Genomic DNA, 26,800 nt, shown 5'->3' on the forward strand with positions numbered 1-26,800 from the left:
CTAGACGGGCTCTCGCGTCTTCTCGAGGCCGAGTGCCATTTCGGGAGTGAGTAATTGGAAGTCGGATTCTCCACGCCGTCGGATCCACACCGGATCGGAGGTGTTCCAGCGTTCGGCGCTCTGCGTTCGAGTGACCACCTTGAACGTCGCCGTTCTCGGGAACTCACTGCACACTCGGATCAAGGTCGGCTTCTGCTTCGGCCCGAGTTCCGGCCGGGAATCGATGAATTCGGCTACGGCTGCCGGGTCGAAGTTGTCGACATCGCCGACCGGAATCACCGACGCCATGACGCGGTCGCCGACGTCGCTGTCGGGGACTGCGTACACGGACACCTGCGCGAAGCCCGGGTAACCGACCAGGGAGCGTTCGATGGGTGCGGCACCGATGTTCTCGCCGTCCACTCGCAGCCAACCGGAACTGCGTCCCGCGAAGTAGACGTAACCGTCGACGTCGGTGTACGCCAGATCGCCACTCCAGTACTGGCCGTTGCGCATTCGCTCGGCGTCGGCTTCCGGGTTCTTGTAGTACCCGGCGAACGTGCCTGGGCCGGTGACATTGACCAGTTCACCAGTTGCCTCGTCGGCGTTGGTGATCCGGCCGTCGGCATCGAAGACTGCAGGCGGGCATGGCGCTCCGGTCTCGGGATCGAGGATCTTGACGCCGTCCGGGAGCAGTCCGAGGGCGCCGGGCCGGGGAACCGGTGCCGCGGAGATCGAAATGCCGCCCTCGGTGGAACCGAACCCGTCGATGACGCGAGCGTCGAAGCGCCGGACGAAGGTGGCGACGGCGGGCGCCGAACCCTCGTTGCCGTACATGATCTTCAAGGTGTTGTCCCGCTCGTTCGGCACCTCGGGGGTGGAAGCGATGAAGGACAACGGCTTTCCGACGTAGTTGGAGTACGTGATTCCGTACTTGTGAACGTCGGGTAGAAAACCCGAAGCGGAGAACTTGCGTCGCATGGCAATTCCCGCACGAGCGTGCAGCGCGACCGTCCACGCCGCCATCATCGCGTTGGAATGGAACATGGGCATCGCCATGTAGACGACGTCGTCGGCGCCGAGCCCGAAACGATCGGCAAGCATGACGCCGGGAGAGGCCAACTTGTGGTGCGTGCACCGAACCGCTTTGGGATCACCGCTGGTTCCGGAAGTGAAGATGAGCATCAACAGATCGTCGGGCTGCGCCGTCGACGCGTAGGCCGGCGTATCGGCGAAGGGCGCCAACAATTCCGCCCAGGCCGGAGAATCCACGTTGATCACCCGGACGTCGCCGAGATCGACGTCGTCGAGTAGATGTGCCTGGTTGTTCTCGGTGAAGATGACTTGGCAGTCGGAGAGCGCAATGTCTCGCGCCAATGCCGGGCCGCGCCTGGTCGTGTTCAGCCCGGCGGCGACCGAACCCGAGAACGATGCCGCTCCGAGCAGCAGCGAGAACTCGGGGACGTTCTCCATCAGAAGTCCGAAATGCCTGGGGCGCGTTCGATCGAGCAGCGTGTCCAGCAGCGCTGCTCGATCGAACGAGCCTTGAACGTGCTCGCGCCAGGTGATGACCTGGTCCTCGAAACGGATACCGCGGTCGTCGATCTCGCTGACTCCGAGGAGTAGATCGGAAACAGTGGGGCTCTGACTCATAGCTGCATCATCATCGATTCGTCTCGGACCAGGTCATGGATTTCCACTCGGTGGGACGCACTCAGGCAGGGACTGCGGCAAGTACCTTGCCGAGCGCGCGAAGCTGATCCGTTGCGTTGCCGAGCAGGAACTCGTGATGCTTGGCCGCGAGGAAGTAGCGGTGAACCGGATGGTCCTCGTCCAGACCGACACCGCCGTGAACGTGAACCGCAGTGTGCCCGACACGGTGTCCCGCATCTGCAGCCCAGAACTTGGCCGTCTGTACAGCGCCGTCGGAAGGAAGTCCTTCGCTCAGACGCCACGCGGCAGCCCACAGAGTCAGACGAACACCCTTGACGTCGATGTATCCGTCTGCGAGGCGCTGGGCCACGGCCTGGAAACTACCGATCGGTCGACCGAACTGCACACGCTCGGTGGCATATTCGGCGGTCAGCTTCAACGCTTGATCGAGCACTCCGTACTGGTAGGCGGTCGAACCGAGCTGAATTCGCTCGACGATCCACGCCGCGATGTCCGATCCCTGGGCAACCGAGCCGAGAACACGATCGGCCGAGATCTGCACCGAATCGAATTCGACGAGACCCGCGCTCGAGAAATCTGTGGTCGATTGCCTGGTAATGCTCACGCCCGCGTCCGACGGTTCGACGAGGAAGACCGCGACGCCGTCCTCGGTGATGGCGGGGACGAGGAACAGATCTGCGAGCGGTGCACTGTCGACGGTGATCTTGGCTCCGTCGATGCGCCAACCTTCGGCGGTCTTCTCGGCACGCGTGACGGGGTGGGCCGGGTCGTCGTTGTATTCCTCGGCGAGGGCCGCGGTGAGTACCTTCTCGCCGGCGGCGGCAGCGCTCGCCCAGTCGTCGCGCTGCTTGTCCGAGCCGAATTCGGCTATCGCTGCGGCGGACCCGACGATGGACGTCAGGAACGGAACAGCTGCGACGCCGCGGCCAAGTTCGGCCAGGATGCTGCACTGCTCGAGGACACCGAATCCGTCGCCGCCCACCGATTCCGGAAGGGCCGCACCGAGGACGCCGGCCGAAGCCAGCGCATTCCACAAGATGGCGTCGAAGCGGTCTTCCGCGGCGTCGAGTTCACGAAGGCGATCGTTGGTGACCAGTTCGGTGACTACGGATCGTGTCAGGCCGGACAGGTCCTGCTGGGCCTCGGTAAGGGTGAATTCCATGATCGTGGGTCCTTATCGCTTCGATGCGGGAAGCCGCAGAGCTGTCATTCCGATGATGTCGCGTTGCACTTCGTTGGTACCGCCGCCGAACGTCAGGATCAGCGAAGAACGATGCATACGTTCGATGCGGCCGCGCAGAAGAGCGCCGGGGGAGTTCTGCCTGATCGTGGCGGAGGATCCGAGGATTTCCATCAGCAAGCGGTAAGCCTCGGTGGCGAATTCGGTACCGAACACCTTGTTGGCGGACGCAGCTTCGGGGCCGGGAGCGTGATCGGTTGCGGAGGCGATTTCCCAGTTCATCAACTTCAGGTACTCGGCTTTGGCATGCACGCGAGCCAGATTGATCTGCACCCATTCCTGGTCGATCATGCGTCGGCCGTCGGGCAGCTTGGTGTTCTGTGCCCACTCGCGGACCTCACGCTGCGCGGTCAGAATCGGTCCGGCCGAGGTGAGGGCAACGCGCTCGTGGTTGAGCTGATTGGTGATCAGTGCCCAGCCGCCGTGTTCCTGACCCACGATCGACGACGCCGGGACCCGCACGTCCTGGTAGTAGGTGGCGCTGGTGTCGGGGCCGGCCATGGTGTGAACCGGTGTGTAGGAGAAGCCTTCTGCCGTGGTGGGGACGATCAGCATGCTGATTCCCTTGTGCTTCTTGGCTTCCGGATCGGTGCGGCACGCCAACCACACGTAATCGGCGTACTGGATCAGGCTGGTCCACATCTTCTGCCCGTTGATGACGTAATCGTCACCGTCACGGACCGCCGACGTGCGCAGAGAGGCCAGGTCGGTGCCGGCCTCGGGCTCGGAGTAGCCGATCGCGAAGTGGAGCTCACCGCGAGAGATCTTGGGCAGGAAGAAGGCCTTCTGCTCGTCCGTACCGAAATGCATGATTGTCGGCGCTACCGAATTGATCGTCAGGAACGGCACCGGTGCACCGGCGATGGCGGCTTCGTCGGTGAAGATCAGCTGGTCCATCGCGGAGCGTTCCTGTCCGCCGTACTCTTTCGGCCAACCCAGGGTGAGCCAGCCGTCCTGGCCCATCTGCGCGACGACTTCGCGGTACACATTGCCTTCGCCGTACTCACCCGTCGTGGCGGCGAGCGCTTCACGCCGCTCGGGAGTCATCAGTTGTGCGAAGTAGGCACGCAACTCCTCCTGGAGCTGTTGCTGCTCAGGGGTGTAGGTGATGTGCATGGTTACCTCTCCATAGAGATACGAATCAAAGCGTCAACCATTCGATTGACACAGGTTCTATCGATGCGTACATCGGCGACAAGGGGCGCCCTCGCCGTCGCCGGCGGATCGTTCGACGTCCGTTCTCGGTACTTTTTCGAATCATTGCACACGACTGAAACAGGTTCTAGTGTTATCGCCAGGAACGGTGTGCGGCACAGCCCTGCGGCACTCGTTTCGTATCCGTGTTCGTGTGAGCAGTTGTGAGTAGAGAAGAGGAATCGCCATGGAGGTCAGGGTTGATCTGGACCGTTGCGAGGCAAACGGTGTGTGCGTCGGGATCGCGCCCGATATTTTCGACCTCGACGACAACGAGGAGCTCGTGATCAGTTCTGTGCGCCCACCGGAGGATCGCTGGGAGGATGTCCGTTCCGCGATCGCTCAGTGCCCGCGCGCGGCACTGACCGAACATCCATGACGATGGTTGCCCAAAACAAGAACACGTTCTAAAGTTGCGAACTCGTGGGTCACGGCAATCGAGCCGGGTAACTCGACACACGACCGCAGAGAACCGGGAGAGCGCTTCGATGAATGCTGTGAACAGCCCAGAAACCAGTCTCGAAGGCAAGGTCGCCATCGTGACCGGTGCCGGATCGGGGCTCGGAAAGTTCGAGGCCATCGGTCTGGCGAAGGCCGGTGCTTCGTTGGTCGTCAACGATCTGGCCCCGAACGAGGCCGTCGAAGCGACGCTCGAGGAAATCCGTGGTCTCGGCGCCAAGGTCGAATTCGTGGCAGGCAACGTCGGTGAGCGTTCTACCGCCGACGCTCTGATGGAAGCAGCGCAGGGGCAGTTCGGCAGTGTCGACATCGTCGTCAACAATGCAGGGGTCGTACGCGACCGGATGCTGTTCAACATGTCCGACGAAGACTGGGATCTCGTACTCGAAGTGCACCTTCGCGGCCATTTCCTCTTGTGCCGCAACGCCGCTGCCTACTGGCGGGCGAAATCCAAGGAAGCCGGGGCGCCGGTGTACGGGCGCATCGTCAACACTTCTTCGGAGGCGGGTCTCCTCGGACCGGAAGGGCAGCCCAACTACGGCGCTGCAAAAGCCGGAATCACGGCGCTGACGTTGTCGGCCGCACGTGGGCTCTCGCGCTACGGCGTACGGGCCAACGCGATCTGCCCGCGGGCACGGACGTCGATGACCGAAGGTGTGTTCGGTGACGCGCCGGCCGACGGCATCGATCCACTCTCGCCCGAGCACGTGGCTTCGCTCGTCTCGTACCTGGCATCACCAGCGGCCGACGCCGTCAACGGTCAGGTATTCGTGGTGTACGGACCGATGGTTGCGCTGATGGCGGCGCCCGTCGTCGAGCAGAGGTTCGACGCAGAGGGAGATTCCTGGTCGCCGGAAACGCTGTCCGCGGTGATGGGTGACTACTTCGCTGACCGTGACCCGGCAAAGATGTTCTCGGCATCGGCGGCCCTGCGCGCGTTGGGCTGATCGACGGGTCTGATTCTCAGGTGCGCGACACGTAGAACCGTTGTTCACACTTAGACGGTCTACGTGTCCACTTCCTGGTAGAAATAGCGTGTTCACGAGTCGGTGGGCGCGGCACTCTGCCTGCGTTCTACAACGAGACCAACGGTCTCGAAAAAACTAGACTGTGTTCCAATTTTGCATTCCTGTGAACGATGCGGTATTCGATCGACGTGCCCGGTCAAGGCTGGCGCGGTAGCAGGGTCTCGATCCGGCGCCGATAAGCGCTGATCATTCAAAAGTATTAATTTCCAGGATATTTCGGCGAAATTCGCACCGAAAAGGGATGCTTCCCATGGCCCGAACCTTCGGGTTTCGGATCGTCGCCGTGAGGCTACTTCTTAGAGTTGGACACTTGTTTTTGACAGGTGAACACGTTCTAGTTAATATGACCTGAGTCACAAGCTGTCGGGGGCTGGACTATGAGAACAGACAGTACTGCGGCAACCAAGGACGAGGAGGGCGAATGGTAGACCTCGTCGAGGTGCCATTACGAGCGGTCGGTGGCTTCTTTCAGATGTCCGCCCAAACCTTGAGGGCAGTCTTCTCCCGCCCCTTCCAGCGTCAAGAGTTCATCGATCAGGCCTGGTTCGTGGCGCGAGTCTCGATGGTGCCGACGGTGCTGGTCGCAATCCCGTTCACGGTGCTGGTCAGCTTCACCATCAACATTCTCTTGCGCGAGATCGGTGCAGCCGACCTCAGCGGTGCCGGAGCTGCCCTCGGCACCGTCACGCAGGTCGGCCCCATCGTCACCGTGCTGATCGTCGCCGGCGCCGGCGCAACCGCCATCTGCGCGGATCTTTCGGCCCGAACCATCCGCGAAGAGATCGACGCCATGAAGGTGCTCGGGATCAATCCCATCCACCGGTTGGTCGTTCCCCGAGTGCTCGCGTCGACAGGTGTGGCGCTGCTCCTCAACGGACTGGTCTGCACCATCGGCATCCTCGGCGGTTTCGTCTTCTCCGTGTTCATCCAGGACGTGAACCCCGGCGCGTTCGTCAACGGCATCACACTGCTCACCGGATTCGGTGAGCTCATGCTCTCCATGGTCAAAGCAGGGCTGTTCGGCATGATCGCCGGCCTGGTTGCGGCCTACCTCGGACTCAACGTCAAAGGCGGCGCCAAGAGCGTCGGTGACGCGGTCAACCAGACCGTCGTGTTCGCGTTCATGGCGCTCTTCGTCGTCAACGTGCTCATCACGACCATCGGTATCAAGTTGACGGCCGGATGAGGCCCACGGCAGTCGGAGAGATCGAAGTGGACAGAACGACAAACGACAGACGGGAGGAGATCTGATGGCGTTGGCCGCAGCGGGACGCTTCCCGCGCACACGTCGACAGATCGGTTCGATCTCTCGCAGTATCGACAGCATCGGTGATCAAGCGCTGTTCTTCGCGAAGGCTCTCGGTCACGCTCCCAAGGCGCTGATGCGCTATCCACGTGAAACTCTGCGACTGATCGCCGAGATCAGCATGGGCACCGGTGCGCTCGCCGTCATCGGTGGCACCGTCGTGATCGTCGGATTCCTGACACTGTTCACCGGTGGCACCATCGCCGTTCAGGGCTACAGCTCGCTGGGCAACATCGGCGTCGAAGCACTGACGGGCTTCTTCGCCGCCTTCATCAACGTTCGCATCGCAGCGCCGGTCATCGCCGGAATCGGCCTCGCCGCGACCATCGGCGCCGGCTCCACCGCGCAGCTCGGTGCGATGCGCGTCTCCGAAGAGATCGACGCGCTGGAGACGATGGCGATCCCGTCGATTCCGTATCTGGTCAGCACCCGCGTCATGGCCGGCATGATCGCGATCATCCCGCTGTACTCACTGGCGGTGATCGCGTCGTTCGTCGCCAGCCGCTTTGCGACGGTGTTCCTCTACAACCAGTCCGGCGGCGTGTACGACCACTACTTCACGACCTTCCTGATACCCACGGACATACTGTGGTCGTTCGCCCAGGCGATAGTCATGGCGCTGGCCGTCATGCTCATCCACACCTACTACGGCTTCAACGCAACCGGTGGCCCGGTCGGCGTCGGTGTCGCGGTGGGTAACGCAGTGCGCGCCTCGTTGATCGCGGTCGTCACGGTCACCCTGCTCATCTCACTCGCCATCTACGGCGGGTCCGGCAACTTCAACCTGTCGGGATAGGCGGGCAAGCGATGACCGTACCCAGATGGCACAAGAAGTTGGCCGCAGCCGGCCTGGTCCTCGGACTCGTGGCGATCGTCGCCGTTGCTCTCACCATGTTCTCGGGTGGGTTCACCAAGAGCACGCCCATCACCGTGACGTCCACGCGTGCCGGCCTCGTCATGGAACCCAATGCCAAGGTGAAGTTGCGCGGAGTGCAGGTCGGCCGCGTCGAGTCGATCTCACTCGTCGGGGACCAGGCAAACCTGAAGTTGGCGATGGATCCGGGCCAGATGTCGAAGATTCCGTCGAACGCCCGGGTGGAGATCAAGACCACCACGGTGTTCGGTGCGAAGTACGTCAACATCGTGATTCCCGACGATCCGTCGACCCAACCGATCCAGGAGGGTGCTGTCATCGCTTCGGACAGCGTCACCGTCGAGTTCAACAGTGTCTTCGAACATCTTTCGGACGTGCTCGCGAAGATCGAACCGGAAAAGCTCAACGCCACACTCGGCGCGATCTCCACCGCACTCAACGGGCGCGGCGAGTCGCTGGGTGAGGTTCTCGAGCTCGGTGACACCTATCTGAAGAAGATGAATCCGGTTCTACCGCAGCTCCAGGAAGACTTGGTCGGCGCCGCCGATGTCACCAATCTGTACGCCGACGTGGCACCGGATCTGATGCGCATCCTCGACAATGCCACCGCGACAAGCGGATCGATCGTGGCCGAGCAGGCAAACCTCGACTTGCTGTTGCTCAACGTCACCGGCCTCGCGGACACCGGCAACGCGTTGTTGACCGACAACGAGCAGAACCTGACCACCGCCCTCGACACTCTGACCGCGACGACGACCCTGCTCGACAAGTACTCGTCGGGTCTGACGTGCTTCATCGTCGGATTGAACGACGGTCGGATCAAGTTCGAGCCACTGGCAGGCACCGGGGACAAAGCGGCGCTGATGCTGAGTGCGAGCTTCATGTACGGCGCCGAGGCGTACCAGAATCCGCAATCTCTCCCCAAGGTCGCGGCCTCCGGCGGACCCAATTGTTATGGTCTGCCCGAATTCGATCCGAAGGTCGACGGGCATGCACCGTTCGCAGTCACCAACACCGGCAACGTGCCCTTCGTTCCCAACACCGAACTGCGCGTTACCGTGCCGACCATTTTCCAGTATCTCTTCGGTGACTCCTACGAGCAGGAAGACGGGAAGTGATGAGACCGACCACGGTCAAGCTGCTGATTTTCACCGTCGTCATGGCGGTCATCTTCGCCGGACTGGCGATCGTCTTCAGTCAGGTGCGCTTCAGCAGCAGCAACGGATTTCACGCCACCTTCTCGGACGTCTCGGGACTCAAGTCCGGCGACAAGGTCCGCATCGCCGGTGTTCCTGTCGGGTCGGTCACCGGAGTGTCCATCGGTGACTCCAACCAGGCCGAGGTCGAGTTCGACGTCGACACCAAGTACTCGCTGATGAAGAGCACCAAAGCGACTGTGCGCTACGAGAACCTGGTGGGCGATCGCTACATGGAACTGCTCGAGGGCGCCGGTTCCACCGAGACGCTTCCGTCGGGAGGATCCATTCCGGTCGATCAGACGTCGCCCGCTCTCGATCTGGATCTGCTGCTCGGCGGATTCAAGCCGCTGCTTCGTTCGCTCGACCCGCAGCAGGTCAACGACCTCTCCGGGGCCCTGCTGCAGGTACTCCAGGGCCAGGGCGGAACGCTGGTTTCGTTGCTGGGAAACACCAGTTCGTTCACCAGCACGTTGGCGGACCGAGACCAGCTGATCGGGGACGTCATCACCAATCTCAACGACGTACTCGGCACCATCAACGACAAGGGCGATCAGTTCTCCACCACGATCGATCAGCTCCAGCAGTTGGTCAGTGGATTGGCGAAGGACAGTGGCCCGATCGGTAATTCGATCACCGAGATCGCCGGTGCCACGGGAGATCTCGCGTCGTTGCTGCAGGCGACACGTCCGGACATTCAGACGCTGATCGGGGAGACCAACCGAACGATGACGCAGCTGGACCTGGGCAAGGACGACATCAACACCGCTCTCGATCGTCTGCCGTCCGACTACCGGAAGCTGATCCGAGTGGGCACGTACGGAGCGTTCTTCCAGTTCTATCTGTGCGCCAACACTTTCAAGTTCTCCGGACCCGACGGGACGACGATCATCTTGCCCACGGCAGTTCAGGACACGGGAAGGTGCGCAAAAGTCTCATGACCCCAACCCGTGAACGTAATCCGGTACAGATCGGTGTCATCGGTCTCGCCCTGGCGGTGGCAACCGTCGGTGCCGCGCTTCAATACGATCAACTCCAGTTCATCAACGGTGGCATTCGCTACTCGGCGTACTTCCAAGATGCCGGCGGCCTGGTCACCGGCGACGACGTGACCATGGCCGGCGTGAAGGTCGGCAAGGTCAGCGACGTCGAACTCGACGACCAGAAGGTGTTGGTCACCTTCACCGTTCAGGACGGTGTTGCCCTGGGCGAGCAGACAGCGGCTGATATCAAGACCAACACGGTTCTCGGGCGAAAGTCGTTGGCGGTACGGCCGGAAGGATCCGGACTGTTGCGGACGGACACGCCGATTCCGGTCGAACGCACCAACTCCCCGTACTCGCTCAACGACGCTCTGGGTGACCTCGGGACAACGGTGTCCGAACTCGACACGGAACAGATCAACGATTCGCTCAACGCGATCTCGGACACGCTGGCCGATACTCCGCCCGAACTGCGCACCGCGTTGGACGGAATGACGCGGCTTTCGCAGAGCATCAACTCACGCGACGAGAGCCTGCTCCAATTGCTCTCGCGGGCCGAAGATGTCACCAAGATCCTCTCCGACAGAAGCGGTCAGATCGATTCGTTGCTGGTCGACGGCAACAAGCTGTTTGCCGAACTGAGCTTGCGGCGTGACGCGATCAGCGAACTGATCGTCAACACCGGCGCAGTCTCACGTCAACTGTCAGCGCTGGTGCAGGAGAACGAGGCTCAGATGGGGCCGACCCTCGAGAAGCTGAATTCGGTCGCCGAGGTTCTCCAGCAGAACAAGGACAACATCGCGGGAGCGCTCGACGGACTCGGACCGTACATCACCGCGCTCGGTGAGACCGTGGCCAGCGGCCCGTTCTTCGACGCCTTCATCATCAACATTCTGCCGAGCAACTGGTGGAAGACCCTGGTGGACACCAGCGTCGCGCCCGAGCAGGTTCCGGGCGACCTGGAAGACTTCTTCCCCGGTATTCCACCGACGATCAGGGGGCCGGGAGAATGACCGAGACCATGACTTCACAGGATCCACAGGGCTCCACCAACCCACGCAAGAAGTGGGTGCTGATCGGAGCGGGTGTGCTGGTCGCGCTGCTCGTCGCCGGTGCGGCCTACCTCTTCATCCCAGGCCTGGGCAAGACCAAGATCTCCGCGCACTTCGTCTCGACCACCGGTCTCTACGAGGGCGATGTCGTGCGAGTGCTCGGTGTCAACGTCGGCAAGGTGACCAAGATCGAACCGCGTGATCGGGACACCTACGTCGAGATGAAGATCGATTCGAGCGTCGACGTTCCGGCAGATGCCAAGGCGCTCATCGTTGCTCAAAGCCTCGTGTCCGCACGCTTCGTGCAATTGACCCCCGTGTACTCCGGCGGGGAACAGATGCCCAACGGCGGCGAGATCCCGATCGAGCGCACCGCCGTTCCGGTGGAGTGGGACGAGATCAAGACCGAACTGACCAAACTGTCGGACGCACTCGGACCGGAGGGTCTGGACGATCAGGGTTCCCTCGGTCGATTCATCGACACCGTGGGAACGAACCTCGACGGTAACGGTGAGTCGATTCGGTCGACGCTGCGCGAACTCTCGGCCACGATGCACACGCTGTCCGAAGGCCGGACCGATTTGTTCTCCACCATTCGGAACCTGCAGGCATTTGTCACTGCGTTGTCCTCGAGTAACGAGCAGATCGTGCAGTTCAGCGGTCACCTCGCTTCGGTGACAAGCGTTCTCGCAAGCAGCTCCGACGAGTTGGGTACCGCCCTCAGTGATCTCGACCTGGCCGTCGGCGACGTCCAGCGGTTCGTCAAGGACAACAGCGAGGGACTGAGCGAATCGGTTGCGCGTCTCGCCGATGCCACTCAGGTACTGACTGACAAGCGCCCGGAGATCGAGCAGGTTCTGCACTCCGGACCGACGTCGCTTGCCAACTTCTATCAGATCTACAAGCCGGCTCAGGGCAGTATGACCGGCGCAATTGCACTGAGTAACTTCAAGAATCCGATCCAGTGGATCTGTGGTTCCATCGAAGGTATCGAGAGTGGTAACTCCCAGAACAGTGCCGACCTGTGTAAGCAGTACCTCGGGCCGGTGCTCAGCACGATGATCGGCAACTACCCCGGATTCCTGTTCAACCCGGTCGCGGGCGTGCAGGCTTTCCCGGATCAGATCGTCTACACCGAACCGGGATTGGAAGCGGCAAGTCAGAATCAGCCGGAAACCGTCGCAGGACCGATGTCGGGTGCTCCCATGACGAGTGTTCCCAAGGATCTCGCCGAACTCTTCAACATGGGCGGAGGGAACTGATGCGGGTAGCTCGCAAGACCACGGTTGCCGTGTTGGCCACGGCAGTGGCTCTCGGCGCCAGCGGTTGTGAATGGAACGGTCTCAACTCGGTGCCGATGCCAGGCACTCAAGGCCGGGGCGAAGGCGCATACGAGGTTCAGATCGAGATGCCGAACGTGACTACGCTGTCGCAGAATTCGCCCGTCCGGGTGGATGACGTGGCAGTGGGAAGCGTTTCGAACATCGAGGTTCAAGGCTGGCACGCTCTGGTGACGGTGTCGCTGAATCCCGAGGTTCAGTTGCCGGCCAACGCGACGGCAAAAATCGGTCAGACCAGCTTGCTCGGCTCTCAGCACATCGAGTTGGCGCCGCCGGTAGGGGAGGAGCCCGAGGGCCGACTCGAAGCCGGTGACCTGATTCCGATCGAGCGAGCGGGCGCTTACCCGACGACGGAACAGACGCTGTCGTCGCTGTCGGTTGTTCTCAACGGCGGCGGTCTCGCTCAGGTTCAGGACATCACGAAGGAACTCAACGCCGCTCTCGGTGGGCGTGAAGATTCCGTTCGAGACCTCCTGCCTCAGCTCGATCAGCTGGTCGGAAGTCTGGACAAGCAACGAGGCGACATCGTTTCGGCGATGGAAGGACTCGATCGACTGTCCTCGACCGTCCAGGCACAGCACGACACCTTGAACAAAGCGCTCGAAGGTATTCCGCCGGCACTCGAGATTCTTGTCGCTCAGCGTCAGGACATCACCAACGCGTTGACCTCCCTCGGTGGTCTCAGCGAGGTGGCCAGTCGCGTCATCCAGGAGAGCGGCGACGATTTCGCGACCAACGTTCGGGCTCTTTCGCCGACTCTGAAGGCCTTGGCGGATTCGGGTAACGCTCTCACTCAGGTTCTCGGAGTCCTCTTGACGTTCCCGTTCCCACAGAACGGAATCGACAACGTCATCCGCGGTGACTATGCCAACCTGGCGATGACCATCGACATCTCGCTGCCCCGACTCGACGCGAACTTCCTCACCGGAACTCCGTTGGCCGGAACACTCTCCGGACCAGAAGGCGTGTTGGGTAAGCAGGCGGGGCTCGCCGGACAGACAGGCAACCCGTTGAGCGATCCGCTCAAGCCTGCCGCACCGCCGGCACAAGCTCCCGCCGGACAGGCTCCCGCTGCGCAGGCCCCGGCAGCGGATCCGAATACCATTCAGATTCCGGGACTTCCGCCGATCAACATTCCAGGACTTCCTCAGGGGGCACCGGCACCATGATGCTCACAAAGTTCGTCCGTATCCAGCTCACCATCTTCGCCGTCTTGACGGTTGTCGGTTTGATCGTGATGGCCACTCAGTACGTGCGTGTTCCGGCGATGGTCGGTATCGGCCGTTACGACGTCACTGTCGAATTGCCCGCCACCGGTGGGCTGTACAAGAACTCGAACGTCACCTACCGCGGTCAGACCATCGGTGTCGTGAACGCGGTGGAGTTGTCGGAAACGGGCGTGAATGCGCGACTGTCTCTCGAGAGCGGCGTCAAGGTGCCCTCGGACGTCGACGCTGCGGTCAAGAGTGTGTCGGCGATCGGCGAGCAGTTCGTCGATCTGATTCCGCACACCGACAGCTCCGGAGCGATCGTGGTCGACGGGCATCTGGAAAACGGATCGGTGATTCCCGAAGACCGAACCAGCATTCCCCAGGATGTCGGCGCGATGCTCGATCAGGCAGATCTGTTGCTGCAGAGCATTTCCGACACCAAGCTCAAGACCGTCATCGACGAATCCTTCAAGGCGTTCAACGGTGCCGGCCCGGATCTGCAGAAGCTGATCGACTCGGCTCGGCTGTTCGTCGAAGAGGCGAACAACAACTCCGACGCGACCAAGACCCTGATCGAGCAGGCCGGTCCACTCCTGGACACCCAGGTGGTCAGCAGCGATGCCATCCGTTCCTGGACAGGCAATCTGGTGACGTTCACCGATCAGCTCCGAGCCAGCGACCCTGATCTGCGTGCCGTCATCCAGAAGGGGCCGGCGGCAGCGGCGGAGGCGAATGCTCTTCTGCAAGACATGCAGCCGACATTGCCGATTCTTCTGGCGAACCTCGTGTCCGTCGGACAGGTCGGCGTGATCTACAACAACGCGATCGAGCAGATTCTGGTCATCTACCCGCCGCTGGCCGCAGCGCTGGTCACGGTGGCAGGCTCCGGCCCGGCTGCGGATGGTGCACTGGTGGACTTCCACATGGAGGTCAACGACCCGCCGCCGTGCACTACAGGATTCCTGCCCGCAGAGCAGTGGCGCAGTCCGAAGGACGAATCACCGATCGAGACGCCGTCGGATCTCTTCTGTCAGGTTGCCCAGGATTCGCCGATCGCCGTGCGCGGCGCGAGAAACCTTCCCTGCGAGGAGTATCCGGGACGTCGTGCGCCGACGGTCGAACAGTGCCGTTCCGGCTACGTACCGATGGGCACGAACCCGCAATCCGGGCCTCCGGAACCGATTACCGCGACCCCGAGCTCGTACACGTCGACGCCTTCGGTCTCGGCTCGTCGGTACGATCCGATTACAGGCACGTACATCGGGCCGGACGGAAGGACGTACTCGCAACCGAACCTCGGTGGCGGCGACGTCAGTCTCGAACAGTTCATGAAGGGTCAGCAGGGTTGATGACAGACGAAGATCCACAGGCCGGGCAGCGGGTGCGCCGTCGCGCGTCCCGCAGCGCCGGACCCACGGGTGCGGATGCAGACGCTGCCGCGGTAGTAGTGCCCACCGAAAAGAAGTCGGCCGAACAGAAGCCAGCCGAGCAGAAGGCGGCCGAGCAGAAGGTGGCTGAGCAGAAGGCGGCGGCGCCAGTTGCTTTGGGCAAGCCCGATACTCCACCTGAGAAGGTCGTCAGCGGTGATCAGGTCACGACCGAGGCTGAGCCGACCGGTACCGCCGAAACCCCCGCAGAAACTGCTGTGGACACCCCTGTTCGTTCGAAGCCCAAGGCCGGGTTGGTAGTCGGGATCGCCATTGCTTCGGTGATCGCCATCGCTCTCGCAGCCCTGACGGTCATTCTCCTCGTCGACCGGAACAAGGCGTCCAATGCCGACGAGGACCGAGCCCGCTACGTGGCCGGTGCCCGGACCACCGCACTGAATCTGACGACACTGCACGCGGATACAGCGGCTGCCGACCTCGACAAGTTTCTCGCCGGCACCACCGACGAGTTCAAGTCGCAGTTCGACGGACGCAAGGATTCGTTCGTCAACGTCCTCGGGCAGGCCGGAGTTCAGACCGACGGCGAGGTGCTCGAAGCCGGGTTCGAGAAATCCGACGGCGATTGCGGGACTTCATTGGTCGCGGTGCGTGCGATGCAGAAGAACGGCGACGAAGCGCCCGCTGAACGCAACTACCGACTCCGAATCACCATGTGCGACGTCGACGGGCAGTTGCTTGCCTCGAATGTGGAGTTTGTGCCATGACCCCAGAAGTGAACCCCGAGACGTCCAAGCAAGTTTCGCCGAAGCCGAAGCGCGCCTCACCGCTCGCCATCATCCTGTGCGTCATCAGTGCAGTGGCCATCGCGTTGGCGGCAGTGTCGGCGTATCTCTACTTCGGTCCGGACGGAACGCGTGACACCGCAGCGATCGATCAGACCAGAGACGAAGTGGCACAGGCCTCTTCCGATCAGGCGGTAGCGATGTTCCAGTACGACTACAACAACGTCGACCAGCAGTTGCATGCAGCCACAGACGGTTTGACGGGCGATTTTCAAGGCACGTTCACCAATCTGATCGAATCGGTGATCATTCCGGGAGCCAAGGAAAAGTCGCTGACCGTTCAGGTCGTCGTCCAGGGCGCCGCGGTTCTCGACGCGGAGGCGGACAGCGCGACGACGATGCTGTTCCTCAATCAGATCACCACGTCTTCGGAATCGCCCGAAGCCGTTGCCAGTGGCAGTCGCGTGAAGATGAGTCTGGAGAAGCAGGACGGACGTTGGCTCGTGAACAACGTCCAACCCTTCTGATCAAACACACGAAGGCTGGAGCCGGGTACGAAAGAGGCTGGGGCCGCGGAGATTCACTCTCCGCGGCCCCAGCCTTTGTGCACTGTCCTCAGTGGTCTTGTGCTTCGGCCGGGGCGATCAGCGCCGGGCCTGCGGCACCGCCGTGTGCGAGCGCGTCGAGGAACGAGCGCGCCCAGCGGTCGACGTCGTGCGTCAGGACCTGACGACGTAGCGCACGCATGTGGCGCCGGCCGTCCTCGCGCGGTTGATTGAGGGCCTTCTCCATCGAATCCTTGACGTCGTCGAGGTCGTGAGGATTGCATAGGAATGCCTGGCGGAGTTCTGCTGCGGCACCGGTGAATTCGCTGAGCAGCAATGCACCACCCAGATCACTGCGGCAGGCGACGTATTCCTTCGCGACGAGGTTCATGCCGTCACGCAGCGGCGTGACGAGCATGAGATCGGCGGCGACGAAGAACGCGACCAGTTCGTCGCGTGGGATCGGCCGATGGATGTAATGGACGACGGGGCGGCCGACTTCGCTGAACTCGCCGTTGATCCGGGAGACCTTCTGCTCGATGTCTCCGCGCATCTGTACGTAGCTTTCGACGCGTTCGCGGCTCGGGGTCGCCAGCTGCACCATGACGGTGTCGGCGGGATCGATGCGCTTCTCCATGAGAAGTTCGTGGAGCGCAGCGAGCCTGACGTCGATGCCTTTGGTGTAGTCGAGGCGGTCGACGCCCAGCATGATGTGCTTGGGGTTTCCGAGTTCTTTGCGAATCTGCTTGGCGCGGTCTCGAATTGCCTTGGTGCGCGAGAGCTCGTCGAGCTTGCCGGAGTCGATGGAGATAGGGAAGGCGCCGACGCGGACGCTACGGAAACCTACTTGCACCACACCGAGTTTGGAGCGGACGCCGACGGTTCCACGTGAAGTCTGTTGCCCGGCAAGGCGTCTGGCCAGGTACAGGAAGTTCTGTGCGCCACCCGGAAGGTGGAAGCCGATGAGGTCGGCGCCGAGGAGGCCTTCGACGATCTCGGTGCGCCACGGCATCTGCATGAACAGCTCGACCGGGGGAAACGGAATGTGCAGGAAGAAGCCGATGGTCAGGTCGGGGCGCAGCATCCGCAGCATCTTCGGTACCAACTGCAGCTGGTAGTCCTGGATCCAGACTGTCGCGCCCTGTGCCGCTGCCTTGGAGGTGGCTTCGGCGAATCGCCGGTTCACCTCGACGTAGGCGTTCCACCATTCGCGGTGGTACTCGGGTTTGACGATGACGTCGTGATAGAGCGGCCAGAGGGTGGCGTTGGAGAATCCCTCGTAGTACTCGTTGATCTCCTCGGCGCTCAGCGGCACGGGGTAGAGCTCGAGTCCGTCTTCGACGATGGGGTCGAGCTCGGCGTCCGCCACCCCCGCCCAGCCCACCCACGCGCCCTGATTGCTGCGCAGGATCGGCTCGAGAGCGGTGACCAGTCCGCCGGGGCTTCGCTTCCAGCGGGTGGTGCCGTCGGGAAGCCGTTCCAAGTCGACGGGCAGGCGGTTCGCTACGACAACGAACTCAGCCTGCCCGGACACGGCTTCACCGGTCGAAGAAGCAGGTGCGCTGTCAGAAAGGGTTGAACTGGTCGAATCCGGACTGACAGGCACGTGGTTCCTTCTCGGTCGGTGAGGGAAAGATTCAGTCGAGCTTGGCGGCGGGGGAGATACCGAGCATCGAGAGCAGCATCCTGCACTCGTCGGCATCTTCCGCGTAGGCAGCGACGACGCGCTGTGCCTGACGAGCAGTTTCGTCCGCTACGGGCTCGAGGTCCTCGTCCGCGATCTCGGTTTCGACGGTCGTGTTCTCAGCCATCATGTTCCTCTCGTGCTTGCCTGCACGGCGCAAGCAATGGTTCTTACTCGCGACTCTATGAGAACTGGGCGTGTCGACGCTAGTTGCTCATGTATTAGGGTCGACTTACTTATCTCTGTACTCAACTTTATCGCTTCCATCGATGCTTGGAGTTCCATGAGTTCGACCCCCTCGAGTGTGACCGTCGACTCGGACGAGCCGGATAGTGGCAATCACAGCGGTGCTGCGATTCTGCGACGTGTCCTCGTCCGTAACCGTGGCCCGCTCGCCATCGGCACGGTTCTGGTCTGTCTGCACCAACTGACCGAGACGGCGGTGCCGATCTCCATCGGTGTGATCATCGACCGTGCGGTGGAGACTTCGGACACCACGGCCCTGATCGTCTCCATCGTCGGTCTCGCGGCTCTCTTTCTCGTTCTGACGGCCGCCTGGCGCTTCGGCGCACGCTTCATCGTCACCGCGATGCAGCAGGAGGCTCATCGCCTCCGGCTCGAGGTGGCGCACCGCGTCCTCGATCCGCGTGGGGTGCGCACCGATCTGCGTTCGGGTGAATTGCTGACAGTCTCGACATCCGATGCCGAGCAGACTTCGTGGATCGCGGACATCGTCCCGCGCGCCGCTGCGGCCCTGACAGCTGCGGTGGCGTCGGCGGTGGCGTTGGTGTGGATCGACCTCTGGCTGGGGCTGGCCGTTCTGATCGGAACGCCGGTCATTCTCGGTCTGCTGCAATTGGCGGCGCCTCTCATCACGTCGAGGGCCACCGGCCAGCAGGCGTCGATCGCTCGGGCGTCGGCGATGGCTACGGATCTGGTCAGCGGATTGCGTCCGCTGCGCGGTATCGGCGGCGAGAAGACCGCGTCGGCGCGCTACCGCACGGTCAGCCGTCAAGCGCTCGCATCGACGATCGGCACGGCCAAGGCGACCGGTATCTACACCGGCGTTGCCGCGACCGTCAGTGCGTTGCTCGCGGTCGGTGTTGCGGGCTTCGCGGGATACTTCGCGTTGCAGGGCCGGATCACGGTCGGTGAACTGATCACCGTGATGGGGCTTGCGCAGTTCATCATCGAACCGCTCGGCTTGCTTGCGTCCATTCCCGGATACTTCGCGGTGGCGCGAGCGTCGTCGGATCGACTGGCACTGGTCTTGGACGCGGAGCCACTGCGTGGCGCGGGTTCGCAGACCGAACTCGAAGGCACCGACCTGACTCTCGACGGAGTCGAGTACAAATCGCTCAAGGGCATCGATCTGCATCTGCCTGCCGGAGAACTGCTGGGCGTCGTGGCTTACCAACCGCAGGACGCCGACGCCCTTGTCGCGGTCCTGTCCGGTCAGCTGGCGCAGGACGCGTATCGCGGAGTGGTGAGGGTTGGCGGAATCAGCCTGTCCGACATGGACTTGCGATTGGCACGTCGGACGGTGTTGGTGGAGCCGCACATCACCGATCTGTTCTCCGGGTCGCTTGCGTCGAACGTCACCGCGGGCGCCGGTGATGGCGCTGCTCTCGACATCCAGAGCGCTCTGGTGGCGTCGGCAGCGGCGGATGTCGTCGATGCACATCCGGACGGTCTCGACCTCGAAGTGACCGATCGGGGCGCCAGTTTGTCGGGAGGCCAGCGGCAACGCGTCGCCCTCGCGCGCGCCTTGGTGGCACAGGCACCCGTGATGGTCCTGCACGATCCGACGACGGCGGTGGACGCGGTGACCGAGGCGTCGATCGCCGAAGGAATCGCAGAACTGCGGCACGAGGGTGCCAGTGGCATCCACACGACGGTATTGATCACCAGCAGCCCCGCCTTGCTGGCCGTGACGGATCGGGTGATCGTGTTGAACGACGGAGTGATCGCCTCGATCGGCACACATTCCGAACTCTCTCGCGGCGACGCGAACTACCGAGGAGCGGTGCTGCGGTGACGGCCACGGACATGACAACCGAAATGCCGGCCGGGGAGAACGCCGAGAAGGTGACAGAGCGCGAGTTGTTGCCGATCGCGAGTGGTCGCCAGACCTGGAGGTGGTTGCGGGCGGCGTTGGCCGAACACCGGATGCAGAGCCTGCTGGTCCTGATCGTCGCGGCTTCGGCGTCGGCGATGGCCCTGGTGCCGATTTACGTCTTCGGTGTCCTGGTCGACCGGGTCCGGGAGAACGCGCCCACGTCGACGATCGTCGGGGTGGTCGTGATCATCGCCGCTGCCGCAATCGTGGGCGGTGTGTTCACCGGTGTGGCTGCCTATCTGATCAAGCGGCTCGGTGAGACGATCCTGGCGGATCTGCGAGAGCGGACCGTGGACCGGGCACTGCGACTGCCGATCCAGACCGTCGAGAAGGTCGGTAAGGGCGATCTGCTCTCGCGCGTCGGCGACGACGTGTCGGTGATCGCCAAGGCCGTGTCCGACGTGGTTCCCGGCATGATCGCGGCGGTTCTGCTCGTGGCTCTGAGCATGGTGACCATGCTCGGACTCGACTGGCGACTCGGTCTGGCCGGAATGGTCGCGCTGCCGATGTACGCGCTGGCGCTCAAGTGGTACCTGCCACGCTCGGCTCCCGTTTACGCAGCCGAGCGGGTAGCGATGGGCGCTCGTTCACAAGCGCTGATCAGCAGTCTCCAGGGTGCGAAGACGGTCCGTGCGTACAGCCTCGAGAAGGAACACCTCGGGCAGATCGATGCGGCGTCGGCAAAAGCGCGCGATCTGGCAGTCGGAGTGTTCGGCCTGTTCACGAGGTTCGCCGGTCGAGGTAACCGCGCCGAATTCGTGGGCCTGTCCATGATTCTCGTCGTCGGATTCCTGCTGGTCCGTGAGGACGTCGTGACAGTCGGCCAGACGACGACTGCTGCCCTGCTGTTCCACCGCCTGTTCAACCCGATCGGCTCACTGCTCTACACCTTCGACGAAGTGCAGTCGGCCGGCGCCAGCCTCGCGCGACTGGTCGGCGTCGTCGAGATCGAGGAAACGGAGCCTTCGACGGATGCAGGTTCCGTTCCGGCCGACGGTTCGCTGCGTCTGGATGACATTCGGCACAGCTACGACGGTGGTCATGAGGTTCTCCACGGAGTGAGCCTCACACTGCGAGCGGGGGAGCGCGTGGCGCTCGTCGGTTCGACCGGAGCCGGAAAGACGACGCTCGCGGCGATCGCTGCCGGTTCGATCACTCCGACGTCGGGCCGGGTGTCGATCGGCGGTGTCCCGCTTGCCGACCTCGACGACCTACGACGCCACATCGCGATCGTGAGTCAGGAGGTCCATGTCTTTGCCGGACCCCTGATCGAGGATCTGAGATTGGCGGCTCCCGAATCCTCGGACGAGGACGTTGCCGCGGCACTGCGGACGGTCGGCGCGTACGAGTGGGTGGAGGCTCTCGACGAGGGAATGCTGACCGTAGTCGGCGAAGGCGGGCACGAGATGACGGCGGCGCAGGCGCAGCAGTTGGCTTTGGCGAGACTGGTGTTGGCCGATCCCGCCGTCGCCGTACTGGACGAGGCAACAGCGGAGGCGGGCAGCGCCGGAGCGCGGGAACTGGAAGCGACTGCCGACGCCGCTACGGAGGGCCGCACCACTCTGGTTGTCGCACACCGGCTTACCCAGGCCGCGGGCGCCGACCGAGTGATCGTGCTCGAACACGGACAGATCGTAGAAGAAGGCCCGCACCGCGAACTGGTGTCCGCGGGCGGGCGTTACGCACAACTGTGGGCGGCCTGGGAAGGTCGCGACTGAGGGGTTTGTACTGGGTTTTGTACTGAGGGGGTCTGATCCGGCGATCAGGTGAGGTACCCGCCGCCGTGGGGGAAGAACTCGGCGGCGGTGTACTCGCTGCCGTCGTCGAGTCGGACGCGCTCGATCCGCAGTCCCTTGTTCTTGCCCGACCACGCGTCGGGGCCCGCGACGATCACCATGCCGTCGTCTTCCTGGATGAACACTCGGCCGGGGGTTCCGCCGTAGTGCCCGCGTGAGACGGACGCCTTCAGGATGCGGATGCGCTGGCCCTTGAACTCGGCGAAAGCGTTGGGGTACGGATCGGACTGTGCCCGGACGAAACGCTCGATGACCTCGGCGGGCCAGGACCAGTCGACGTGGCTGTCCTGCGGTGCGCGCTTGTGGAAGAACGTGGCCTGCGATCGGTCCTGCGGCGTCCAGTCGGTACGGCCGGACGCGATCAGATCCAGGGCGTCGAGTGTGATGGGGCCGATCATGTCGATCGTGCGGTGGAACAGATCGGTGACGGTGTCGGTCGGGCCGACCGTCGTCGAACGCTGCAGCACGATGTCGCCCGCATCGAGTTCCTCGTCCATCAGGTGCGCCGTGAGCCCGACTTCTTCTTCGCCGTTGATCAGAGCCCAGATGAGCGGGGAGAATCCCGTGTACTTGGGCAGCAGCGAATCGTGGATGTTGAGGGTGCCGTACTTGGGTGCGTCGAAGACCTCCGCAGGCAACCAGGTACGCCAGTTGTTGGCGACGATGATGTCGGGAGCTGCTTCGGCCAGCGCGGCTTTGAAGGCGTCGTCAGGCTTGTTCGCCACGTGAACGGGTACACCGTTCTCGGCCGCCAGATCTGCAACCGAGTCCGCCCACATCTGTTCGTAGACGTGTTCGCTCTTCGGGTGTGTGATTGCCAGCACGACCTCGTGATCGGAGTCGATCAAGGCCTGCAGGGTACGGTGGCCCCAGGTTTGGTATCCGAGCGTAGCGACTCTCAACGGGGGTCCTCCTGGACGAGCATGGGCTGGGGTTGCGGTCACACGACCGCCCATCAGCTTAGGCTATCCAACCAAAATTGTTGATCACACGTACGAGGAGGAAGGCTGACATGACGGTCGCCACAATCAACGGAATCCCCATCAATTACCAGGTCAAGGGTGATGGAGATCTGGTGGTGCTCATCATGGGGACCGGCAGCCCCGGCCGCGTCTGGGATCTGCACCAGACCCCGGCGCTGGTGGCCGCCGGCTACCGAGTCTGCACCTTCGACAACCGCGGAATCGCACCGTCCGGCGAGAGCCTCGGCGGCATCACGATGCCCGACATGGTCGCAGACACCGCCGGACTGATCGAGCACCTCGGTGGCGGTCCGGCCCATGTCATCGGCACCTCGATGGGCGCCCGGGTGGCGCAGGAACTGACGCTCGCCAGGCCCGATCTGGTTCGCAAAGCAGTGTTCCTCGCCGGCCACGCCCGGATGGATCATTTCCAGCAGGTCCTGACCGAGGGCGAGCGCCAGTTGTTCGACAGTGGCGTCGCTCTGCCGGCCAAGTACCGTGCCGCAGTGACCGCGGTGATGAACCTTTCGCCGGCCACGCTGGCAGACGATCACTCGGCGCGCGACTGGATGGATATCTTCGAGTTCACCGGCGGCGCAACGTCACCGGGTGTTCGCGCACAGCTCGGTATGGACCGCGCCTTCGATCGACGGGGTGCGTACAAGTCGATCATGCGCCCGTGCCTGTCCGTCGCTTTCGCCGACGACCGCATGATCCCGCCCTACCTCTCCCGCGAGGTGGCGGACTGCATCGCTACGGCGTCGTACGAAGAGATTCCCGACGCCGGGCACTACGGCTACCTCGAGCGTCCGGAGGCCGTGAACAAGGTGCTGATCGACTTCCTGGCGAAGTAGTTCTTTCGCACGCGAGAAAGGGCCTGACCTGCTAACTGCAGGTCAGGCCCTTCTCATGTTTCAGGCCAGTGCCAGGAACAGCTTCTCGAGTTCGGCCTCGGTCATCGGTTCCTGACCTTCCGCGCTGTCACCGCTCAGGCATTCACGCAGCCCGGAAGCGACGATCTTGAACCCTGCTCGGTCCAGCGCCTTGGACACGGCGGCGAGTTGCGTGACGACGTCCTTGCAGTCGCGGCCGTTCTCGATCATCGAGATGACCCCGGCAAGTTGGCCGTGGGCACGACGCAGTCTGTTCAATACGAGCGCAATGCTCTCTTCGTCGCCGGTCATGGTGGCCCCTTCTCGAGTGTTCGTGCTGCGGTCAAGGGTACCCCTGGGGGCATGTCACTGCTTGATTCAGTGTTTGATCCGACTGCGGTGTCAGATCAGCGAGTCGACGGCCGCGCGCAACTTGACGGCTGCGTCGGCTGCCACGGACTCGAGGCCGGGTTCGCCGGAAAGATGAACCATGAGAGCAGGGTTCATCGCTTCGACGAAGAACGAATTCTCGGTAGTCGTATCTTCGCGGACGACGACGTTGCACGGCAGCAGGAGGCCGATCTGACGATCCACCGAAACTGCCCGATGGGCCAACGGCGGGTTACAGGCACCCAGGATCAGGTACTTTTCCATGTCCTCGTCCAGCTTCGCCTTGAGTGTTGCCTGCATGTCGATCTCGGTCAGGATGCCGAAGCCCTGCTCGGCGAGAGCGCCACGCGTGCGGGTGACGACGTCGTCGAAGGTTCCGGTGACCTTGGTTGCGATCGCTATCGGTTCTGTGGGTGTTGTCATTGCGCACTCCTCGTCGTGGGCTGTCACTGTCGCCGGCTTTGATTTCTCTTGTCCCCATTATACCCCTGGGGGTATCAGTAGGACAGTGATGTCGGGTACACGATCAGCCATGCGAGAAGCTGATGTTCGGCAGGACGCGACGCAGCCATGCCGGCGCCCACCAGGCTGCCCGGCCGGTGAGGCGTAGGAGAACGGGCAGCAGTACCAAGCGGACGAGCACTGCGTCCAGGAGGACAGCTACGCCGAGAATGATGCCCATTTCCTTGGGTGGCAAGGGATCTGCGAGCGCAAAAGTGAAGAAGACCGCAACCATCACCGCTGCTGCCGCCGCAATGACCCGACCTGAATGCGCGAGGCCGTCGATGTGTGCGATCGCGGGGTCGCCTGTGCGTTCGTAGTGCTCCTTGGCACTCGAAAGCAGGAACACGGTGTAGTCCATCGCGATCGCAAAGATCATGGCGAAGAAGAAGACCGGACCCCACCCGTTGAGGAAACCCTGGGGGTGAAGCCGAGTAGGCCTGCTCCGTGACCGTCCTGGAAGATCAGCTTCGCGATTCCGAATGCGGCCCCAGTGGACAGCAGGCTGACCAGCGTGCCGATCAAGGCGATCAAAGGCGCCTGGAGGGCGATCAGCAGCAACAGGAATCCGAGCGTCAGAATCACGACCACGACGATGGGAAGGTAGTCGTCGAGTGCCTGCTGAAGGTCGAGATTTTCGGCCGGAGCGCCGCCGACGAGCGCCGATTCCGGCAGTTGCGACCGAAGGTCGGCAAGGATGGTTTCCATCGCAGGATCTGACGGGTCGACGGTGGGAACTGCTTGCAGCATAACAAGATCGGACCCGTCGGCAGCTTGTTGCGCTGGGGTGACCATGGCCACGCCGTCAACGCTCATGGTAAGACGTGAGGTGTCGGCTGCATCGTCGGCGGACGTGACGATCTGCAACATCCCCGGGGCGCCGTCCCCGAATTGCTGCTGCACCAGTTCATAGCCCTGGCGAACCGGGGCGTCCTCGGGAACCACGGCGATGGAGGGCATTGCCACCTTCAGTCCGAAGACCGGAACAACGAGTGCGATCAGGATGAGTAAGGCGCCGAAGCCGAATGGCCACGGGTGCTTGTGCAGCAATGATGCCCAACCTGCGAACATCGGGGAGCGGTGCTGCTGGCGCTTTGCATACGGTAGAGAACCGCCGTTGACCTTCGCGCCGATCCTGCCGAGCACGGCAGGCAACAGGGTGAGTGTTGCGGCGAGAACGAAGATCACAGCGAGCATGATTCCGACAGCCATCGTGCGTACGGCCGGGGCTGGAACGATGAGAACCGCAGACAAACTGACCAGAACTGTGAGGCCGGAAAGGACCACAGCCTTGCCGGCGGTGTCCATGGTTTGAGCCACGGCGGCCCTTGGATCCGGATCGGCTCGCAATGCATCCCGGAACCTGGCGACGAGGAAGAGTGCGTAGTCGACGCCCAGCGCGAGAGCGAACATCATCGCGAAGTTCATGGCCCACACGGAAATCGGCGTGATCTCGTTGAGGATTACAAGCCCACCCGCCGAAGCGGCCAGGCCCGCAAGCGTCAGCAGTAGTGGTAGACCCGCGGCAACCAGGGAGCCGAAGGCCAACACCATGATCGCGAGAGTGACGGGCCACGACATCATTTCGGCTTTGATCATGGCTTCGTGATTGGCCTTGTTGAAATCGCTCCACAACGCCGACGCACCCGTCGGGTACACCTCGATCGTGTCGGTGGACAAGCCCGTGAGCTTCTTGCCGAGTTCGTCTACCGCGCTGACCATCTCGTCGGTACTCGCGTTGGCGCCCGCGACCATGATGCCGGTATGTCCGTCCGGGCTGATGGTCATACCGGGCTGCGGGGCGATCACTTCGCCGAAGCGAGGGTCCGCGGAAAAGATTTCCGTTGCCGCGGCCAGGGTTTGCTGCATCGACGGATCCGTGATGGGTAGAGAATCCGAGTGAACGACCACCTGTACTGCGGCGGAGGAATTTCCACCGAAATGCTGCTCGGCCAACTCGCGAACTTGCACGGATTCGGATCCGTTTGCCTGCCAACCCGCGCCGGCCAGAGAGGTGAACACGCTGGGTGCTGCGGCGCCGAGTGCGATCAACGCGATCAACCAGACGCCGACGACGAGGCGGGTGTGAGTCGCCATCGATCGACCGAGACGCGCAAGTATGCCGTCGGCTCGGGTGGGTGGGTCCGCGGTGACTGTTCTGGTCGCTGACATCTTCACTCCTGATACGGGTGGGGGTATTCCTGTCCGTCACCTGTATACCCCCA

23 protein-coding genes and 1 pseudogene are annotated in these 26,800 nt (G+C 62.7%); 15 read left to right on the forward strand and 9 right to left on the reverse strand.

The genetic code is table 11. The features are described from left to right. The 3 genes from EHW12_RS04505 to EHW12_RS04515 form a co-directional block, all read right to left on the reverse strand. Positions 1 to 1,632 (reverse strand): long-chain-fatty-acid--CoA ligase, encoded by a 1,632-nt coding sequence (locus EHW12_RS04505; protein WP_125050328.1) that lies wholly within the window; start codon positions 1,630 to 1,632, stop codon positions 1 to 3. 61 nt (positions 1,633 to 1,693) lie between these two features. Further along, positions 1,694 to 2,815 carry an acyl-CoA dehydrogenase family protein gene (locus EHW12_RS04510; RefSeq protein ID WP_125050329.1) on the reverse strand — a complete coding sequence of 374 codons (1,122 nt, stop codon included), beginning with the start codon at positions 2,813 to 2,815 and terminating at the stop codon, positions 1,694 to 1,696. Between the two features lie 12 nt (positions 2,816 to 2,827). Next, positions 2,828 to 4,009 (reverse strand): acyl-CoA dehydrogenase family protein, encoded by a 1,182-nt coding sequence (locus tag EHW12_RS04515; RefSeq protein WP_003945878.1) that lies wholly within the window; start codon positions 4,007 to 4,009, stop codon positions 2,828 to 2,830. A 265-nt stretch (positions 4,010 to 4,274) separates the two neighbouring features. Between EHW12_RS04515 and EHW12_RS04520 the strand changes: the two genes are divergently transcribed. The 12 genes from EHW12_RS04520 to EHW12_RS04575 all read left to right on the forward strand — a co-directional run bounded on the left by EHW12_RS04520 (position 4,275) and on the right by EHW12_RS04575 (position 16,233). Next, positions 4,275 to 4,466 carry a ferredoxin gene (locus EHW12_RS04520; RefSeq protein ID WP_007734330.1) on the forward strand — a complete coding sequence of 64 codons (192 nt, stop codon included), beginning with the start codon at positions 4,275 to 4,277 and terminating at the stop codon, positions 4,464 to 4,466. A 109-nt stretch (positions 4,467 to 4,575) separates the two neighbouring features. Beyond that, entirely contained in the window at positions 4,576 to 5,493 is a 918-nt protein-coding gene (locus EHW12_RS04525) for a 3-oxoacyl-ACP reductase (RefSeq protein ID WP_007734334.1), read from the forward strand. Positions 5,494 to 5,995: 502 nt separating this feature from the next. Then, complete coding sequence (locus tag EHW12_RS04530) at positions 5,996 to 6,760, forward strand: ABC transporter permease (protein ID WP_003945687.1); 765 nt, start codon at positions 5,996 to 5,998, stop codon at positions 6,758 to 6,760. A gap of 64 nt (positions 6,761 to 6,824) precedes the next feature. Continuing rightward, entirely contained in the window at positions 6,825 to 7,676 is an 852-nt protein-coding gene (locus EHW12_RS04535; protein WP_003945759.1) for an ABC transporter permease, read from the forward strand. Positions 7,677 to 7,687: 11 nt separating this feature from the next. Continuing rightward, positions 7,688 to 8,872 (forward strand): MCE family protein, encoded by a 1,185-nt coding sequence (locus EHW12_RS04540; protein ID WP_003945815.1) that lies wholly within the window; start codon positions 7,688 to 7,690, stop codon positions 8,870 to 8,872. Then, entirely contained in the window at positions 8,872 to 9,891 is a 1,020-nt protein-coding gene (locus EHW12_RS04545) for an MCE family protein (RefSeq protein WP_007734337.1), read from the forward strand. Before EHW12_RS04540 ends, EHW12_RS04545 begins: the two co-directional genes overlap by 1 nt. After that, entirely contained in the window at positions 9,888 to 10,946 is a 1,059-nt protein-coding gene (locus EHW12_RS04550) for an MCE family protein (RefSeq protein WP_007734340.1), read from the forward strand. Before EHW12_RS04545 ends, EHW12_RS04550 begins: the two co-directional genes overlap by 4 nt. A gap of 8 nt (positions 10,947 to 10,954) precedes the next feature. Next, positions 10,955 to 12,247 (forward strand): MCE family protein, encoded by a 1,293-nt coding sequence (locus EHW12_RS04555; protein WP_003945764.1) that lies wholly within the window; start codon positions 10,955 to 10,957, stop codon positions 12,245 to 12,247. Beyond that, on the forward strand, positions 12,247 to 13,494 hold the full coding sequence (locus EHW12_RS04560) for an MCE family protein (protein WP_007734342.1): 1,248 nt from the start codon (positions 12,247 to 12,249) through the stop codon (positions 13,492 to 13,494). The genes EHW12_RS04555 and EHW12_RS04560 overlap by 1 nt, the downstream gene beginning before the upstream one ends. Continuing rightward, positions 13,491 to 14,885, forward strand: coding sequence for an MlaD family protein (locus EHW12_RS04565; RefSeq protein WP_007734343.1), 1,395 nt, complete (start codon positions 13,491 to 13,493; stop codon positions 14,883 to 14,885). Before EHW12_RS04560 ends, EHW12_RS04565 begins: the two co-directional genes overlap by 4 nt. Then, a complete protein-coding gene (locus EHW12_RS34955) occupies positions 14,885 to 15,688 on the forward strand; it encodes a hypothetical protein (protein WP_007734344.1) in 804 nt (267 codons plus the stop codon). Before EHW12_RS04565 ends, EHW12_RS34955 begins: the two co-directional genes overlap by 1 nt. Beyond that, entirely contained in the window at positions 15,685 to 16,233 is a 549-nt protein-coding gene (locus EHW12_RS04575; protein ID WP_007734345.1) for a hypothetical protein, read from the forward strand. Before EHW12_RS34955 ends, EHW12_RS04575 begins: the two co-directional genes overlap by 4 nt. An 88-nt stretch (positions 16,234 to 16,321) precedes the next feature. On the opposite strand, the gene EHW12_RS04580 is transcribed toward EHW12_RS04575, so the two are convergent. Together EHW12_RS04580 and EHW12_RS34530 are read right to left on the reverse strand one after the other, a co-directional pair. Further along, on the reverse strand, positions 16,322 to 17,785 hold the full coding sequence (locus tag EHW12_RS04580; RefSeq protein WP_085989962.1) for a trehalose-6-phosphate synthase: 1,464 nt from the start codon (positions 17,783 to 17,785) through the stop codon (positions 16,322 to 16,324). A 103-nt stretch (positions 17,786 to 17,888) separates the two neighbouring features. Continuing rightward, positions 17,889 to 18,062 (reverse strand): hypothetical protein, encoded by a 174-nt coding sequence (locus EHW12_RS34530; protein WP_164490548.1) that lies wholly within the window; start codon positions 18,060 to 18,062, stop codon positions 17,889 to 17,891. A 156-nt stretch (positions 18,063 to 18,218) separates the two neighbouring features. On the opposite strand from EHW12_RS34530, the gene EHW12_RS04585 reads away from it, so the two are divergent. Further along, entirely contained in the window at positions 18,219 to 19,973 is a 1,755-nt protein-coding gene (locus tag EHW12_RS04585; RefSeq protein WP_007734346.1) for an ABC transporter ATP-binding protein, read from the forward strand. 23 nt (positions 19,974 to 19,996) lie between these two features. Then, positions 19,997 to 21,772: an ABC transporter ATP-binding protein gene (locus tag EHW12_RS04590; protein WP_039973412.1), complete on the forward strand. Its 1,776-nt coding sequence runs from the start codon at positions 19,997 to 19,999 to the stop codon at positions 21,770 to 21,772. Between the two features lie 44 nt (positions 21,773 to 21,816). Here EHW12_RS04590 and EHW12_RS04595 read toward each other — a convergent pair whose 3' ends face one another. Then, positions 21,817 to 22,752, reverse strand: a complete 936-nt coding sequence (locus EHW12_RS04595; protein ID WP_007734348.1) for a methionyl-tRNA formyltransferase — start codon at positions 22,750 to 22,752, stop codon at positions 21,817 to 21,819. A gap of 110 nt (positions 22,753 to 22,862) precedes the next feature. Between EHW12_RS04595 and EHW12_RS04600 the strand changes: the two genes are divergently transcribed. Then, a complete protein-coding gene (locus tag EHW12_RS04600; protein WP_003945829.1) occupies positions 22,863 to 23,666 on the forward strand; it encodes an alpha/beta hydrolase in 804 nt (267 codons plus the stop codon). Positions 23,667 to 23,726: 60 nt separating this feature from the next. On the opposite strand, the gene EHW12_RS04605 is transcribed toward EHW12_RS04600, so the two are convergent. The 3 genes and pseudogenes from EHW12_RS04605 to EHW12_RS04615 form a co-directional block, all read right to left on the reverse strand. After that, on the reverse strand, positions 23,727 to 23,996 hold the full coding sequence (locus EHW12_RS04605) for a metal-sensitive transcriptional regulator (protein WP_007734349.1): 270 nt from the start codon (positions 23,994 to 23,996) through the stop codon (positions 23,727 to 23,729). 90 nt (positions 23,997 to 24,086) lie between these two features. Then, positions 24,087 to 24,497, reverse strand: coding sequence for a DUF302 domain-containing protein (locus EHW12_RS04610; RefSeq protein WP_125050330.1), 411 nt, complete (start codon positions 24,495 to 24,497; stop codon positions 24,087 to 24,089). 103 nt (positions 24,498 to 24,600) lie between these two features. Further along, positions 24,601 to 26,747 (reverse strand): annotated as a pseudogene (locus EHW12_RS04615) (MMPL family transporter). Positions 26,748 to 26,800 lie beyond the last annotated feature (53 nt).

Origin of the sequence: Rhodococcus sp. NJ-530 (assembly GCF_003860625.1) — a bacterium.
In the GTDB taxonomy this organism is placed as follows: domain Bacteria; phylum Actinomycetota; class Actinomycetes; order Mycobacteriales; family Mycobacteriaceae; genus Rhodococcus_F; species Rhodococcus_F qingshengii.